12 protein-coding genes are annotated in these 16980 nt (G+C 31.0%); all 12 read left to right on the top strand.

Going from position 1 to position 16980, the window contains the following annotated elements:
• Window positions 1-8 precede the first annotated feature (8 nt).
• Window positions 9-1325: an FtsW/RodA/SpoVE family cell cycle protein gene (locus B2S02_RS17280; protein ID WP_346847677.1), complete on the top strand. Its 1317-nt coding sequence runs from the start codon at window positions 9-11 to the stop codon at window positions 1323-1325.
• Window positions 1318-2736, top strand: coding sequence for a peptidoglycan D,D-transpeptidase FtsI family protein (locus B2S02_RS17275; RefSeq protein ID WP_346847676.1), 1419 nt, complete (start codon window positions 1318-1320; stop codon window positions 2734-2736). Before B2S02_RS17280 ends, B2S02_RS17275 begins: the two co-directional genes overlap by 8 nt.
• Before the next feature lie 127 nt (window positions 2737-2863).
• On the top strand, window positions 2864-4726 hold the full coding sequence (gene uvrC / locus B2S02_RS17270; protein ID WP_346847675.1) for an excinuclease ABC subunit UvrC: 1863 nt from the start codon (window positions 2864-2866) through the stop codon (window positions 4724-4726).
• Between the two features lie 151 nt (window positions 4727-4877).
• Window positions 4878-5801, top strand: coding sequence for a UDP-N-acetylmuramate dehydrogenase (murB, locus tag B2S02_RS17265; RefSeq protein ID WP_346878162.1), 924 nt, complete (start codon window positions 4878-4880; stop codon window positions 5799-5801).
• A gap of 24 nt (window positions 5802-5825) precedes the next feature.
• Window positions 5826-7010 (top strand): pyridoxal phosphate-dependent aminotransferase, encoded by a 1185-nt coding sequence (locus B2S02_RS17260; protein ID WP_346847673.1) that lies wholly within the window; start codon window positions 5826-5828, stop codon window positions 7008-7010.
• Window positions 7011-7258: 248 nt separating this feature from the next.
• A complete protein-coding gene (gene rapZ, locus B2S02_RS17255) occupies window positions 7259-8143 on the top strand; it encodes an RNase adapter RapZ (protein ID WP_346847672.1) in 885 nt (294 codons plus the stop codon).
• Window positions 8140-9483, top strand: coding sequence for a gluconeogenesis factor YvcK family protein (locus B2S02_RS17250; protein ID WP_346847671.1), 1344 nt, complete (start codon window positions 8140-8142; stop codon window positions 9481-9483). Before rapZ ends, B2S02_RS17250 begins: the two co-directional genes overlap by 4 nt.
• 4 nt (window positions 9484-9487) lie before the next feature.
• A complete protein-coding gene (gene whiA, locus B2S02_RS17245) occupies window positions 9488-10438 on the top strand; it encodes a DNA-binding protein WhiA (RefSeq protein WP_346847670.1) in 951 nt (316 codons plus the stop codon).
• A gap of 2 nt (window positions 10439-10440) precedes the next feature.
• Window positions 10441-11745, top strand: a complete 1305-nt coding sequence (locus B2S02_RS17240; RefSeq protein ID WP_346847669.1) for a DRTGG domain-containing protein — start codon at window positions 10441-10443, stop codon at window positions 11743-11745.
• A gap of 32 nt (window positions 11746-11777) precedes the next feature.
• The gene (locus tag B2S02_RS17235; RefSeq protein WP_346921081.1) at window positions 11778-12065 is read left to right on the top strand and encodes a Dabb family protein; all 288 of its coding nucleotides are present in this window, start codon (window positions 11778-11780) and stop codon (window positions 12063-12065) included.
• Window positions 12066-12267: 202 nt separating this feature from the next.
• Window positions 12268-12858 (top strand): class D sortase, encoded by a 591-nt coding sequence (locus tag B2S02_RS17230; protein WP_346847667.1) that lies wholly within the window; start codon window positions 12268-12270, stop codon window positions 12856-12858.
• A gap of 61 nt (window positions 12859-12919) precedes the next feature.
• Window positions 12920-16483 carry a DNA polymerase III subunit alpha gene (locus tag B2S02_RS17225; protein WP_346876640.1) on the top strand — a complete coding sequence of 1188 codons (3564 nt, stop codon included), beginning with the start codon at window positions 12920-12922 and terminating at the stop codon, window positions 16481-16483.
• Window positions 16484-16980 lie beyond the last annotated feature (497 nt).

Raw genomic sequence — 16980 nt, 5'->3', positions numbered from 1 at the left:
AGGCAAGTATGAAGGGTATAAAACAAGAAAAAAGAGTGCTTAGATTTACTTATTTGCTTGTAATGGCACTATTTTTTAATGTAGCAATTCTAACTCCAACTATTGATAAGGGTGCAATATTTATAGGAGCAATAATATGTGGTTTATTATGTTATTCCCACTTTGTAATAAGAAGATTTTATCCAGATGGGGATAAATTTATATTATTATTTTCAAATATCCTTGCTGTTATAGGGATTGCTATGATATATAGGTTGGATTTACCCATATCGGGAGGTAGTTATATAGCGGAAGGTACTAGAAGTTTTTTAACAGCTAAGCAAATTATATTTTTTGCTTTAGGTATGACTATGTTTATATTAGTAGTTGTAATACTTCCAGATTTAAAAAGATTTAGTAAGTACAAATATTTATATCTAATAATAACATTATTATTTATGTCCATGGGTACCTTTTTTGGAAAGGAACAGTTTGGAGCTAAAAACTGGGTAAATTTATTTGGGTTCGGTTTTCAACCTTCTGAGTTTGGGAAAATTGCCTTAGTAGCTTACCTTGCTTCAGCATTAAAGGATTATGAAAAGCCTTCGAAGTTTTGGATTAAGATAGGAAAGGCAATTGGATTTAGGAAAGAAAGCTCATATAAATATATAAGTTTAATAGAGCCTGCTATGGTAATGATGATATCATTGCTATTTATGTTAGCTCAAACAGACTTGGGTTCAGCGCTAATTTTCTTTGCCATAGCACTTACTATGCTTTATATTGCTACATCAAATAAAAAGTATGTAATAATAGCATTGCTGTTATTTGTAGTTGGTGGTGTCATAGGATATTACTTATTTTATCATGTTCAGATAAGGGTTATGATATGGCGAAACCCATGGAAGTATGGATATGATGAAGGACATCAGCTTGTTCAATCCCTTATAGCTATAGCAAATGGTGGATTTTTTGGGGTAGGACTTGGAAATGGATATCCAGGATATATTCCAGTAGTAGAATCTGACTTTATATTTGCGGCTATATGCGAAGAATTAGGATTACTTATTGGATTTGCAGTTATAATTTTAAATTTTCTATTATTCTATAGATGTATAAGAGCTGCACTTTACATAAAGGATAAATTTTCAAGATTATTAGCCGTTGGATATAGTACTATGATGGTATCTCAAACACTAGTAATTATTGGTGGTGTAACTGGAGCTATACCTCTTACAGGAATAACTTTGCCTTTTGTTAGTTATGGAGGAAGTTCTATGCTGATAAGTTATCTTTCACTAGGTATAATACAAAAAATATCAGAGGAGAGTAGTAATTATGAATAATCTACAAAAGAACATAAAAAATGTAATGATTGTATTTCTGTTATTATTTATTGCTCTAATCTCTTATATAAGTTATAGTACATTATTTAAAAATCAAATAGCTTTGGATAGTGTTTATAATAAAAGAAATCAAGCGGAGAAAAATAGAGTTCTTAGAGGAACTATTTATGACAGAGATATGAATCCTTTAACTACAGGTGAAAAAACAGGGGAGTTTTCTCAAACAAGAAAGTATGTTGGAGGAGTAGCTTTTTCTCATGTGGTTGGTTATAATGATGCTAAGTATGGGGCTAGTGGAATTGAAAAGAAGTTTGATAAAGAACTTTCAGGACAATCAGTAAATTCTATAAAGGATATATTTTCCAACAAAAAGGATGAGAATAAAGTTGGAAATCATGTAGTGACTACCTTAAATTCTAAGTTACAACAAAGAGCCTTTGAGGTTTTAGGTAATAGAAAGGGATCAATAGTAGCATTAAATCCTAAGACAGGAGAGGTTCTTGCTATGGTGTCAAAACCAAGTTTTGATGCAAATACAATACAAGAAGACTTTGAAAAACTGTCACAACAAGAGGATACACCTTTCTTGAATAGAGCAGTTTCAGGTCTTTACCCACCAGGCTCAACCTTTAAAGTTATTACAGCCATAAGTGCTTTGGAGAATATGTCGGATATAACCAATAGGACCTTTAATGATGAGGGGAAAATTAGTTTTAATGAAAGTGAATACCTAGAAAACTACAAAGGGTATGCTTATGGAAGCATTGGACTTAGAACAGCTTTTTTAAAGTCTAGTAATGTGGTATTTGGTACCTTAGCTATGGAACTTGGAAATGATAATTTAAAGGGAACATCAGAAAAGTTCTTCTTTAATAAAGATATTCCATCAGAAACTCTTACCATTGATAATAGTATTTTCCCAAAATATAAAAGTGATGAGGTTGGTAATATAGCTCAAAGTGGTATAGGACAAAGTGGAGTACTAGCAAGTCCAATAGAAATGGCACTAGTAGCTAGTACTATAGCTAATAATGGTGTAATGATGGAACCTAATGTAGTAAAGGAAATCATAAGTCCGGAAGGGAAAGTAGTTAAAAGCTATGAACAAAAGGAAGCAGCTACAGTTACAACTCCTGAAAATGCAGCATTGCTAAAGGAATATATGAAAGCTGTAGTCAATGAGGGAACTGGTCAGGCAGCAAAGTTATGGAACGTTCAAGTATCAGGAAAGACTGGAACTGCAGACCATGACTCTGGAGATAAGGAGCCACACACTTGGTTTATAGGTTTTGCAGGTTATGATGACCCAGAAATAGCCTTTGCTATAATTGCAGAAGAAGGTGGAAATGATAGCTTTAATGCCAGCGCTATGGCAAAGGAGCTTATGAAATCTTATTTTAGTACAAATTAATATTAAAACTTTTGAAATATAATTATATAATATACCTTATGAGTATTAATCATTGCATTAAAAGTGAAGCTCAATAAGTATTATACTAAAGATGAAACAACTTTTGGATGAGAAGTGAGGTGATTTAATGTTTGATTTTGAGTATCATCTAAAAAATCTTCCAGACAATCCTGGAGTTTATTTAATGAGAAATTCTTTGAGAGAAGTAATATATGTAGGAAAAGCAAAAAATCTTAAAAATAGAGTAAGACAATACTTTCAGAATTCTAAAAATCATAGTGAAAAAGTTAGAGCTATGGTTAAGAATATAAGTGAATTTGAGTATATAGTTACAGATTCTGAAGTAGAAGCTTTAATACTAGAATGTAATTTAATAAAAAAGTATAGTCCTAAATATAATATTTTGCTAAAAGATGATAAATATTTTCCTTTTATTAAAATTACTAATGAAGAATTTCCAAGGGTATTAGTTACAAGAAATTATGGAAATGATTCATCTAAATATTTTGGACCATATACGGATGGAAGTGCAGTATATACTATAAATGAACTTATAAAGAAGGTATTTTCTCTTAGAACATGTAGAAGAGTTATAAAGGAAAATGGGCCTAAAACAAGGGTTTGTCTTAACTATCATATAAAATTATGTAGTGGACCATGTGAAGGATTAATTTCTAAAGAGGAATATAAAAAAATTATCAATGATGTGGTGGATTTACTTACAGGGAAGGATACAAAGATTACTAGTAAGATTAAGACTGAAATGGAAGAAGCAGCAGAAAATTTAGATTTTGAAAGAGCAGCTTCTTTAAGAGATAAGTTGATAGCCATAGATAAAATAAATGAAAAGCAAAAGATTATTAGTAATAATTTTGAAAATGAAGATTTTATAGGTATTTCTCAAGATGAAAAAGATAGTTGTATTCAGATATTCTTTTTAAGAGATGGTAAAATTGTTGGAAGAGAAGATTTTATTTTAGACAATACAGGTGGAGAAGAGCCTGCCTATGTCATAGAGGAATTTATTAAAAACTTTTATGGAGGAACTGCTTTTATACCTAAGACTGTATATGTAAGTCATTGTGATGAAATTGATATCTTAGAGCAATGGTTATCTATAAAGAAGGAATATAGAGTGACTATAAAGGTTCCACATAAAGGAGAAAAGAGAAAGACACTTGATATGGTAGAAAAAAACGCTAGCCATGCTCTCGAAATGTTTAAGATTAAACATAAAGTAGACAAGGAACTTAATAATGTGGCACTTTCTGAAATTCAAGAGGTTCTTGGGATTGAAGATATGCCTATTAGAATTGAAGCCTATGATATATCTAATATCATGGGAATGGATTCCGTAGGAACCATGGTAGTATTTCAAGATGGAGTAGCTAAAAATAGTGATTATAGAAGATTTAAAATTAAAACGGTAGAAGGTGCAGACGATTATGGCTCTATGAGAGAAATATTAATAAGAAGATTTACACATGGATTAGAAGAAATAAGGAAGATAAATAATAATGGTATGGACTTTAAGTCGGGTAAGTTTTCTATTTTTCCTGACTTGATTATGATGGATGGTGGAAAGGGACAAATTAATATAGCACTTCAAGTATTGGAGGAGTTAAATATTAATATACCTGTATGTGGTATGGTGAAGGACGATAAGCATAGAACAAGAGGACTTATTTATAAAAATAAAGAAATTCTGTTAAAGCCATCTTCCAAGGCCATGCTTTTAATAACTAGGATTCAGGATGAAGTTCATAGATTTGCCATTACATATCATAGAACCTTAAGAGATAAACGTACTTTATTTTCTATATTAGATGAAATACCTAAAATAGGAGAAAAGAGAAGGCGTGAACTTCTAAAAAAATTTGGTAGTATTGAAAATATAAAAAAGGCTACCTATGAAGAGTTAATGGCTACACCTTCTATGGATGGGAAAGCTACTGAAAGTATAATTAATTATTTTAAGAAAAATAGTTAATAACCATATGTCAGCATAAAATATTGAATTAGAGTGTTTATACTATTAGTAGGATAGTATACTTAAAATGAAAGAAATATGTAATAACTGTTGATATATATAACCTAAGTATTTTATACTTAATATATAATAATATAGTAAGAGGTATACAATGAAATTAAAGGATAGTTTTGTAAGAAGTGTTTTAGATGTAGCAGGGAATGAAAATGTAAAAATAGATGAACTAATGAAGAATCATACTTCTTTTAAGGTAGGTGGACCAGCTGACCTATTAGTTTACCCTTCTAATTATGAAATGGTTAAAGAATTAATTAAAATATGCAAGGAAAATAAGGTGGATTATTTCATATTAGGAAATGGATCTAATCTCATAATAAGAGATGGAGGAATAAGAGGAGTAGTCATAAAACTAGGACACATAAATAAAATAGTAGTAGATGAAAATTTAATATCTGCACAATGTGGAGCTAAGTTATATTCAGTTGCAGATCAGGCTTTAAAGAATAGTTTATCAGGGCTAGAATTTGCGTCTGGGATACCAGGATCTATTGGAGGTGCTACTGCAATGAATGCAGGTGCCTATGACGGAGAAATGGCAAAGGTAATTGAAAGTTCATTAGTAATTGATAATGAGGGGAACATTAGAGAATTAAGTAAAGAAGAACTAGAATTTGGATATAGGAATAGTGCAATTTTAAAGTATGGATATATAGTTCTGGAAACAAGAATGAGATTGTCTCATGGAGATAAAGCTTTGATCAAGGAAAGAATGGATGATCTATCAGAAAGAAGAAAAAGTAAGCAACCCTTAGAATATGCATCAGCAGGAAGTACATTTAAAAGACCCGAGGGATATTTTGCAGGTAAGCTTATTCAAGATTCAGGATTAAAGGGTACTAGCGTTGGGGACGCGCAGGTATCTGAAAAACATTCAGGATTTATCATAAATAGAGGCAATGCAACGTCAAGGGATATTTTAGATCTTATTGAAGTTGTAAAAGCTAAAGTTTATGAAAAATTTAAGGTTGAATTACACACTGAAGTTAGAGTTATAGGTGAAGATAGTTTAACCTAATATAAAAAATAGGGAGATGGGGATATGATTTCAAAAAAAATGGTGGATTATGTTAATGGTAGTTCATTAATCAGAGCTATGTTTGAAGAAGGTAAAAGACTCGCATCAATTTATGGTGCAGAAAATGTTTATGATTTCAGCTTAGGAAATCCAAATCTTGAACCGCCAAGCACTGTAAGGGAGGCAATTATAGATATTTTAAATAATGAACCTAATACTATGGTTCATGGTTACATGAGTAACTCAGGATATGAGGATGTTAGAGAAACTATTGCTAACTCAATTAACAAAAAATTTGATACAAGTTTTACAGAAAAGAATATAGTTATGACTGTAGGTGCAGCAGGTGGTTTAAACGTGATTTTTAAAACTCTTTTAAACCCAGAAGATGAAGTAGTAGTATTTGCACCTTATTTTGGTGAATATAGAAGTTATGCAGCTAACTATGATGGAAAGCTTGTAGTAGTATCACCAAACACTACAGATTTTCAACCTAATTTAGATGAGTTTAAAAGTAAAATTACGGATAAGACTAAAGCTGTTATAATTAACTCTCCAAACAATCCTACAGGTGTTGTTTATTCAGAAGGGACTATTATAAAACTTACTAATATCTTAAAAGAAAAACAAAAGGAATTGGGAACTGACATATATTTAATATCAGATGAACCTTATAGAGAGCTTGTATACGATAACATTCAAGTGCCATATTTAACAAAGTACTATGATAATACAATTGTTGGATATTCCTATAGTAAATCTCTTTCATTACCAGGAGAAAGAATTGGATATTTAGTTATTCCAAATGAAGTATCCGATTTTGAAAATGTTGTATCTGCTTCTAATGTAGCTACTCGTATTTTAGGATATGTAAATGCACCATCACTTTTCCAAAGAGTAATAGCTAGATGTTTAGATGATAAAGTAAATATTGATTTTTATAATAAAAATCGAGAACTACTTTATAGTGAACTTACTTCTTATGGATATAATTGTATAAAACCAGAAGGTGCTTTCTATTTATTTGTTAAATCACCTATAGAGAACGATATTGAATTCTGTAATATGGCAAAAAAATATAATATTTTAATAGTTCCTGGAACTTCTTTTGCTTGTCCAGGATATATTAGAATTGCTTATTGTGTAGCTTATAGTACTATAGAAAATGCCTTACCTGGATTTAAATCATTAATTGAGTCTATAGAATAAGTAAATATAAAAATAATATTGTTAATTTTTAAAATTTTATGTGAAAGATATAGGATAAATAAATATTTATCCTATATCTTTTTTAGTAATATAAATTACTATATGATATAATTAATGTGTATAATATATAGATATTAGTGTTAATTTTTATTAAAAATATTAATTTAAAAGAAGTATAATTTTAAATTAATATAAGATTAAATTTAAAAGTTTTACTGGAATTAAATATGCAAAAGAGGTGTGATAGAATGAAATTTTTGATAGTTACAGGTATGTCAGGAGCAGGTAAGACACAAGCAATAAGATCACTTGAGGATTTAGGGTTTTACTGTGTAGATAATTTACCACCAACCCTTATAATAAAATTTGCTGAAGTATGCTTTAAAACTGAAGGTAAAATAGATAAAATTGCCATAGTAGTAGATATTAGAGGGAGAACATTTTTTGATGACTTATTAGGTAGTTTGTCCACTCTTGATAAAGAAGGTTATCTATATGAAGTATTATACCTTGAAGCTACAGATGAAACCTTAGTTAAAAGATATAAAGAATCAAGAAGAAAACATCCTCTTGCACCAGATGGAAGGATTATTAATGGTATAAGTATAGAAAAGAAAAAACTAAAAGGAATAAGGGAAAGGGCTAGTAAAATAATAAACACATCAAAATTAACTAATAAAGAGCTAAATGAAGAAATAACTATGGCCTATGGAGATGAAGGTCAAATTGAAAGTCCTTTACTTATTAATGTAATATCCTTTGGATTTAAATATGGAATACCTTTAGATGCGGATTTAGTTATGGATGTAAGATTTATTCCTAATCCATATTATATTGCTGATCTAAAGCCTTTTAGCGGCCTAGATAAGCCGGTAAAAGATTATGTATTATCTAAAGTTGAAACACAGCAATTTGTAGAAAAATTTATAGATATGCTTAAATTTTTAATCCCTAATTATAAAATAGAAGGAAAAAGACAATTGATTGTTGCTATTGGTTGTACAGGAGGTAGACATCGTTCTGTAGCTATTGCAAATAAAGTATATGAGACTTTAAATCATAATGGTAATAGTGTAACTATAGATCATAGAGATATAAATGAGGATGTAAGTAGAGGAGCTGGAAAGCGATGAAGCTTAAGGACGGGTTAATGCCTGGTGTGGGAATTAAGAGGTGGATATGTCAAATTATTTTAGGTGTATTTTTAATTTCCTACTCTATAATTGAGCTTATAAGAAGATGGGGTGAAGGTATTTCTATTAAAATATTTTTAGTAGCGATACTAGTTTTAGGGTGCGTATTGACCTATATAAGTTTAGAGAAGTATACTAAAAAAGTAATAGATATAATAAAGTTTGAAGCGTTGAATTTTTCTATGGGAAAGAAAAATTTTGACGATGATTTTTTTAAAAATAGTATATTAGTAAAGGGTCCTAAGGTGGTAGTTATTGGAGGCGGAACAGGGCTCTCCAACATGCTTAGCGGACTAAAAAGATATACCACTAATATAACCGCAGTAGTTACAGTGGCTGATGATGGAGGTGGTTCTGGAGTATTGAGGCAAGATTTAGGAATGCTACCACCAGGAGATATTCGAAACTGCATAATAGCTTTAGCAGATACTGAACCTTTGATGGAACAGCTCTTTAGGTATAGATTTAAGGATGGTTCTTTAGAAAATCAAAGTTTTGGTAATTTATTCTTAGCTGCTATGAATGGGATTTCCGATAATTTTTTAGAGGCTATTAAAAAAACTAGTGAGGTTTTAGCAGTAACAGGAAAAGTACTGCCTGTTACTCTAGAAAATGTGCAATTATATGCAAAACTAAAAAATGGAGACATAATAAAAGGGGAATCCTCAATACCTACTGAGAGCTTAAATAGAAAATCACCTATAGATAGAGTATTTATAGAGCCTAAAGATGCTAAGGGAGTTCAAGAGGCCGTTGATGCTATAAGAGATGCTGATGCGGTTATATTAGGTCCAGGAAGTGTGTATACTAGTATAATCCCTAATCTAATGGTAGGTGATATAAGAGAGGCTGTAAAGGCCACTAAAGCATTAAAGATTTATGTATCAAATATAATGACTCAACCAGGTGAGAGTGATAACTTTAGTGTTCAAGATCATATAAGAGCTATAATGAAACATTGCCAAGGTATGCCTATTGATTATGCTATTGTAAATAAAGGACTCTCAAAGGAAGAAGAAAATATAAAAGAAAGATACTTACAAAAAGGCTCAACCTTTGTTCAACTTGACCATGGTGACAAAGATAAGCTAAATGTAAAATATATAGAATTTGATATGATAAAGATTAAAAAAGAACTCATAAGACATGATGAGGATAAACTGGCTAAAATACTTATAGAAACTATATTAAAGAAAAAAATGATTAATGATGAGAAAAGAATTTTTGAATATATATATTTATCACAGAGATTAAGAAGAGAAAAAAAGGATAGGGAGTAGAGAAATGTCATTTTCACTAAAGGTAAAAAATGAAGTATGTAGAAATAGTGAATTATCTAAAGATGAAATAGCTGCCCAATTATCAGCTATAATGAAGTCAAGTGGAACATTGGGTTTTGGATTTAATAGATCTATTACTTTTAAGATAGTAACTGAAAATCCAGCTATAGCAAGATGGATTTTTAAGAATTTAAAAGATTTCTATGATATTCACACTAAATTATTAGTAAAGAAAAGCAATTCGTTAAAGAAAAATAATATATATATGGTTTTAATACCAGAAGAAGTAGATGTAAAGGGACTCCTTCAAGAATTGGGAATAATAGAAAAGGATGGCTTATTTAATATACACTACGGAGTACCTAGTGAAGTTATAAAAAATGAAAATTGTAAAAGAGCATATATAAAGGGAGCTTTTTTAGGGGGAGGAAGTATTAGTAACCCAGAGAAAACTTACCATCTAGAGTTTGTAACTCATGATCAAGATTATGCCAATGAACTTAGTGATCTTATTAACAGTTATAAGCTTAATTCTAAAGTAATACAAAGGAAAAATAGTTTTGTAATATATTTAAAAGAAGGAGAGCAAATAGTAGATCTTTTGAATATAATAGGTGCACATAATGCATTATTAGAGCTTGAAAATATAAGAATCATGAAGGAAATGAGAAATAATGTAAATAGAATTGTTAACTGTGAAACTGCAAATCTTAGTAAAACTGTTAATGCAGCTGTAAGACAGGTGGAAAGTATAAAGCTTATTGAAAGTGAAATTGGACTTGATAGGCTACCTAAAAATTTAAAGGAAGTAGCTAAATTGAGGCTTGCCTTCCCAGATGAATCCTTAAAGGAGTTAGGAGCTATGTTAAATCCGCCTGTAGGAAAATCAGGAGTAAATCATCGTCTTAGACGAATTGAAAAAATAGCTGATGAGCTTAGGAAAGAGGGTAGATAGGCATGTCAAAACATGAAGAAATAATTAAATATATTCTATCCTTAGATATAAATACTAAGATATCTGTTAGAGGAATTAGTAGTAAATTAGGTGTCAGTGAAGGAACGGCATATAGAGCAATAAAAGAGTGTGAATCTATAGGAATTGTCAATACAATTCCTAGGGTTGGCACAGTAAGAGTAGAAAAGTTAGAAAAAAAGAATATTGACAAGATATCTTTTAGGGAAATTGTAAACATGGTAGATGGAACCTTAATTGGTGGTAAGGGTGGAGAGAATAATTTTCTTGAAAGATTTATAATAGGAGCCATGGAAGTTGAAACCATTAAGAGATACATAAGCCCAGGTTCGTTACTTATAGTAGGAAATAGAGAAAAAGCTCAAAGACTAGCTCTTGAAAATCAATGTGCTGTGCTTATCACTGGGGGCTTTCAATGTAGTGATGAAATAAAGACTCTAGCAGATAAAACAAATTTGCCTGTAATATCCTGTACCTATGATACATTTACTGTTGCAAGCATGATAAATAAGGCCATATATGAAAATAATGTTAAGAAGGAAATTGTATTAGTAGAAGATGTTATGGATAAAAATCCAGAATACTTAAATGTATGGGACAAGATTAAAGCATTAAAAGAATTATCAGAGAAAACTAGGCATGAAAGATTTCCAGTTTTAGATGAGGAATCTAGAGTTATAGGTCTTGTAAGTATAACTCAAATAAATAATCATGATGACAATGAAATCGTAAATACCATTATGACAAAGAATCCTATTGTGTTAAACCCTACAAGTACGGTTGCCTATGCAGCACATATCATGGCTTGGGATGGAATTCAAATATGCCCAGTGGTATATAAAAAGAAATTAATAGGTATAATTTCCAGAGGAGATGTAATAAAGGCATTACAAATAGTTACAAGACAGCCTCATGTAGGTCATACTATGGATGATTTAATTTTAAAGAATTTTGAATTTGAGTCTAGTAAGAATAAGATGCATTTCTGGGGAGAAATTGTGCCTGAAATGCTTGACTCTATAGGTACTGCATCATGGAATGCATTAAATATGCTTTTATCAACTATGGGAACTATGGTATTAAGACAAAATGGTATTACAAATGTAGCTATAGATAGTTTCACATCTTATTTTACTAAGCCAGTTCAAATGGGTAGGATAATTGATGTATATTCTGAAGTAATAGATAGAGGAAGATATTATTCAAAGGTAGAAGTAACAATGTATAATCAAAATAAAGAGATTATGGCGAAGGCTATGCTATCAGCTAAGGTACTAAAAAATAATTAAATAAAATAGGTTAATGTATAGGGGGTAAAAAGTTGTTTATACATGTGGTTTTATTTAAGTTAAAAGAAAATACAAGGGAAAACGTAAAGTTTGTAGCAAATACTCTTAAAGCTATGGAAGGAAAAATACCTGAGCTTAAGGAGATAGAAGTAGGAATAGATGAGCTTCATACGAATAGATCTTTTGATGTATGTCTTATAACTAGATTTGATTCTGTAGATGACATGAATGAATATCAGATACATCCATATCATATTAATGAAGTTTTAGGTAAAATTAAGCCCTATATTGAGGTTTCTAAAGTGGCTGACTATTATTAAATAAAGTATTATTTTAAAGATAAAAAGAACTCTGTTTATAATGGAATGTCTCAAAATCATTACTTTTTAGATCAGTTTTATAGTTTAATTACTAGGGCTAAAAAGATTAATTATGTAAGGCATTCCATTTTTGAGAATGTTACAAAACATATGTGTGTATAATTACTTAATAGTTTATAATTTTAAGTAAAGAGGTGTTTTAATGAAGGGGAAGATTAGAAACATTATAAGTATACTTTTAATTTTAGTGGGGATTGGATTATTACTGTTTGCTTTTAAAGGAAAGTGGGAAACAAAAAAAGTTCAAGATCAGCTTTATGACAAATTTGTATCAGAAGAAAAGCAAGAAGTTAATCATGAAAAAAACGAGAAAAGTAAGGAAGAAAAACTTCCTTATATAGATATGGTAAATCCAATTGCAGTTTTAGAAATACCAAAAATAAATTTGAAAGTAGTAGTAGCAGAAGGTACTGAGGATGAAATAATAAAATATGCAGTAGGACATTTTAAGGATACTGCTATGCCAGGGGAAGAGGGTAACTTTGCACTAGCAGGACATAGAAACTATGATACAGGAGAATTTTTTCTAAGACTAAACAAATTAGAAGTTAATGATAATATACTAGTATCTAATCATGATAAAACATTTACTTATAAAGTTACAGAGAGCTTTACAGTTGCTCCAGAAGACACCTATGTTTTAGATAAAAGTGAGGATGCAACAATAACCCTTGTAACATGTACTTATGATGGTAAGGACAGATTAATAGTAAGAGGTAAGTTAGAAAAATAATATAAAAATAAGTATTTTAAAAGAAATTAGTATTGTTACAAAGGATGCAGGGGGTGAAAATATGAAGGATTTTGTACATCTGCATGTGCATACAGAGTATAGTCTCTTAGATGGTTCAGGGAAAATATCTAAACTTATTAAAAGAACTAAGGAATTAGGTATGAAAGCTATTGCTATTACTGATCATGGAACTATGTACGGTGCAGTAGATTTTTATAAAGAAGCTATAGAAAATGGGATAAAACCTATAATTGGATGTGAAATATATGTGGCAGGAAAATCAATGTACATTAAAGAACCTCAAAAGGACAATGATACCTATCACTTAGTTTTGTTAGTTAAAAATAAGGTAGGTTATGAAAACCTAATGAAAATAGTATCTACTGCTTCTATAGAGGGGTTTTATTATAAACCAAGAGTAGACTATGAATTTTTAAAGGAAAATTGTGAAGGATTAATTGCTACTAGTGCTTGCTTAGGTGGTGAGGTTCAAAAAAATTTACTTAGAGATAATAAAGAAAAGGCCAAGGAAGTTGCTTTAAAATATAAGGAAATATTTAAAGATGATTTTTATTTAGAATTACAATACCATGGAATTTCCCAGCAGTTGCAAGTGAATGAAATGTTATTAGAGTTGTCTAAGGAATGTGATATTCCATTAGTATGTACTAATGATACTCACTATATAAATGAAGAAGATAGTAAATCACACGATGTATTACTTTGTATTCAAACAGGTAAGACCGTAGAAGATAAAACTAGGATGAGATATCCTTCAAATCAATTTTATCTTAAGTCACCTGAAGAAATGTATGAGACTTTTTCTTATATACCAGAGGCTATGGAAAACACGCTAAAGATAGCAGAAAGGTGTGATTTCGATTATAAATTTCATGAATCTAAGTTACCTAAATTCCCTTTGCCTGAGGGGGTAGATCCCTTTGAATATCTTAGAGGAAATTGCTATAAGGGACTTATTGAAAGATATGAAGTATTCTCAGCTTTAAATGGAGTATTGGATGAAGAAAAAGTAAATAAAATAAGAGAAGAAAATGAAGAAGGAAAACTTCTGTGCGATAGATTAGATTATGAGTTAGGAATAATCAAGAAAATGGGATATGTTGATTATTTTCTAATTGTTTGGGATTTTATAAAATATGCTAATGAAAATGGAATTCCGACAGGACCGGGAAGAGGTTCAGCAGCAGGAGCTATAGTTGCTTATACCTTGGGAATAACCAAAATAGATCCAATAAAGTATGCTTTGCTTTTTGAGAGATTTCTTAATCCAGAAAGAGTAAGTATGCCTGATATTGACTCAGACTTTTGCTATGAAGGGCGTCAAAGGGTAATTGATTACGTAGTTGATAAGTATGGAGAAAATAATGTATCACAGATAATTACCTTTGGAACAATGGCACCAAGGGCATGTATCAGGGATGTAGGAAGAGCAATGAATTATTCCTATGCTGAGGTAGATAAAATTGCAAAGATGATCCCTTCAGTATTAAATATAACTATAGATAAATCATTGGAGATGAATAGTGAGCTACAAGAACTTTATGATGTAGATGAGAGAGTACGTGAACTTATAGATGTAGCTAGAGATTTAGAAGGGTTACCAAGACACTCATCTACCCATGCTGCTGGAGTAGTTATAGCATCCCATCCTTTAGTAGAATATGTTCCATTACAAAAGAATGAAGGTATGATAGTAACTCAGTTTACCATGGGTACATTAGAGGAATTAGGACTTTTAAAGATGGATTTCCTAGGATTAAGAACCCTTACAGTAATGGATGAAGCTATTAAGAATATATGGGAAAATCAAGGTGTAAAAATAGATATAGATCATATAGACTTTGGAGATTCAAAGGTTTATCAGATGATTGGAGAAGGAAAAACAGTAGGTGTATTCCAGTTAGAATCTGCAGGAATGACTTCCTTCATGAGAGATCTAAAACCAGACTGCTTTGAGGATATCATAGCAGGAATAAGTCTTTATAGACCAGGTCCAATGGCAGAAATTCCAAAATACATTGAAGGAAAAAGAAATCCAGACAAAGTAGAGTATGTAACTCCACAATTAGAAGTAATACTGGATGTGACATATGGGGTAATGGTGTATCAGGAACAAGTAATGCAAATAGTTAGAGATCTTGGAGGATATTCCCTGGGGAGAAGTGACCTTGTGAGACGTGCCATGTCGAAGAAGAAACATAAGGTCATGGAAGAAGAGAGAAAAAACTTTGTTCATGGAATAGTAGATGAAGAAGGCAAGATTGTAGTACCTGGATGTATTCGAAATGGAATTACAGAAGAAGCAGCTAATAAGATATTTGATCAGATGATGGATTTTGCATCCTATGCTTTTAATAAAAGTCACGCTGCAGCTTATGCAGTAGTTGGATATCAAACAGCATATTTAATGTATTATTACCCAGCAGAATTTATAGCTGCCATGCTTAATAGTATAATGGGAAACAATGAAAAGGTAGCATACTACATTAGGTTTGCAGGAGAAATAGGAATAAAAGTACTTCCACCAGATATAAATGAAAGCTTTAGTAAATTTACAGTACAAGGTAATACTATAAGATTTGGTCTTTCAGCTATAAAAAATGTTGGAGTAAATGTTATAGAATCAATAGTGGAAAGACGTGAGGAAAAAGGAAAATTTAAGAGCTTTAGCGATTTTTGTAACAAGATTGATTCTGGAGCAGTAAATAAGAGAGCTGTAGAGAGTCTTATAAAAGTTGGAGCCTTTGATAGTTTAGGAGTATACAGATCTAAATTAATAGCTGTATTTGAGAAAATTTTAGATGGAATAAACAATGAAAGAAAGAGAAATGTCCCAGGACAAATCAGTCTATTTCAAGGAGCTGATGATGAAGATAGTGCCTTTAAGATAGTTTATCCAGAAATTCAGGAATTTAATAAAAAGTATTTATTAGCTATGGAAAAAGAAATGACAGGAATATATTTATCAGGCCATCCACTAGATGATTATGAGAAGACTTTAAAACATGTAACCACTCACAAGATATCAGACTTAGTTTTAGCAGATACCCTAGAAGATGGAAGTATAGGTGTAGAAGGACTTATTAGCGAGAGAGTTTCAAAGGTAAAGGATAAACAAAAAGTAATTTTAGGTGGACTTTTAACATCCATTTCTAAAAAAATTACAAGAAATAATCAGGCTATGGCCTTTGCGACCTTAGAGGACTTATTTGGAACCATAGAACTAGTCATATTTCCAAAGACATTTTCAGCTTGCAGAGAATTTATTGAGGAAGATGAAATAGTCACTGTGGAAGGACGTATAGCACTGGAAGAGGAAGAACAACCTAAAATATTATGTGAGAAAATATCGCCATTAGTTAAAGTGAGTACGGATAAGATATATATAAGGGTTGAAGATGATAGCAAGCTAAATAGTGCAATGAAGCTTATAAGAGACAATTTTATGGGTGAATTTGGTTCAGCACCAACTTACTTATTTGCTGCTAATACGAAGAAAAGATATCTTATAAATAAAAATAGTTGGCTTAATAATGATTATGAAACTACATCTAAACTGAGAGAAATTTTTGGAGATGATAATGTTAAAGTTTTAGAAGAGTAAAGTCCACTATCATAATAAAATAAATTAATTCAAGCACCAAGAAATTATCTTGGTGCTTTTTATATTGTGCTCGCATTGGTGTAATTTAATAGGCGAAAATCCTAAGCATGGATTGATAGTGACAAGTGCATAGTTTAAGACAAAGGTGTCCATGGTGACGTGGAACCTGAAGAAAGTCGGCGGAGAAACTCTGGTCTGACGAACAGAAACTACATATAAGGCATATGTCTGTGGGTAAGGTTGCTATACAAACTAAAGCCAGAAACTATTCGAAACAGACAGTGTAAATGTAGCAGATATATGGAGTGAAAGATTACGGTCTTACCTGGGGAGAGCTGACAGATACGTTATGGATATGTATTTAGAAGTAACAATCTATACAGTGATGTATGGCTGAACTGTCAGAAGCCAGCAGAGGTCATAGTATCAAAATAGTCATAAATATTTTGAAAAAGACCGAAGAATAGGATATTTTAGATATATTTTTATGTAGTAGA

Origin of the sequence: Clostridium sp. UBA7339 (assembly GCF_002470865.1) — a bacterium.
GTDB classification, from domain to species: domain Bacteria; phylum Bacillota; class Clostridia; order Clostridiales; family Clostridiaceae; genus Clostridium_J; species Clostridium_J sulfidigenes.
This window is presented reverse-complemented; position numbering and strand designations above follow the sequence as displayed.

What these genes read in the sequence shown, in the direction of transcription:
- B2S02_RS17280 (WP_346847677.1), top strand. Translation starts at nt 9, where the DNA reads ATGAAGGGTATAAAACAAGAAAAAAGAGTGCTTAGATTTACTTATTTG.
- B2S02_RS17275 (WP_346847676.1), top strand. Translation starts at nt 1,318, where the DNA reads ATGAATAATCTACAAAAGAACATAAAAAATGTAATGATTGTATTTCTG.
- uvrC (WP_346847675.1), top strand. Translation starts at nt 2,864, where the DNA reads ATGTTTGATTTTGAGTATCATCTAAAAAATCTTCCAGACAATCCTGGA.
- murB (WP_346878162.1), top strand. Translation starts at nt 4,878, where the DNA reads ATGAAATTAAAGGATAGTTTTGTAAGAAGTGTTTTAGATGTAGCAGGG.
- B2S02_RS17260 (WP_346847673.1), top strand. Translation starts at nt 5,826, where the DNA reads ATGATTTCAAAAAAAATGGTGGATTATGTTAATGGTAGTTCATTAATC.
- rapZ (WP_346847672.1), top strand. Translation starts at nt 7,259, where the DNA reads ATGAAATTTTTGATAGTTACAGGTATGTCAGGAGCAGGTAAGACACAA.
- B2S02_RS17250 (WP_346847671.1), top strand. Translation starts at nt 8,140, where the DNA reads ATGAAGCTTAAGGACGGGTTAATGCCTGGTGTGGGAATTAAGAGGTGG.
- whiA (WP_346847670.1), top strand. Translation starts at nt 9,488, where the DNA reads ATGTCATTTTCACTAAAGGTAAAAAATGAAGTATGTAGAAATAGTGAA.
- B2S02_RS17240 (WP_346847669.1), top strand. Translation starts at nt 10,441, where the DNA reads ATGTCAAAACATGAAGAAATAATTAAATATATTCTATCCTTAGATATA.
- B2S02_RS17230 (WP_346847667.1), top strand. Translation starts at nt 12,268, where the DNA reads ATGAAGGGGAAGATTAGAAACATTATAAGTATACTTTTAATTTTAGTG.
- B2S02_RS17225 (WP_346876640.1), top strand. Translation starts at nt 12,920, where the DNA reads ATGAAGGATTTTGTACATCTGCATGTGCATACAGAGTATAGTCTCTTA.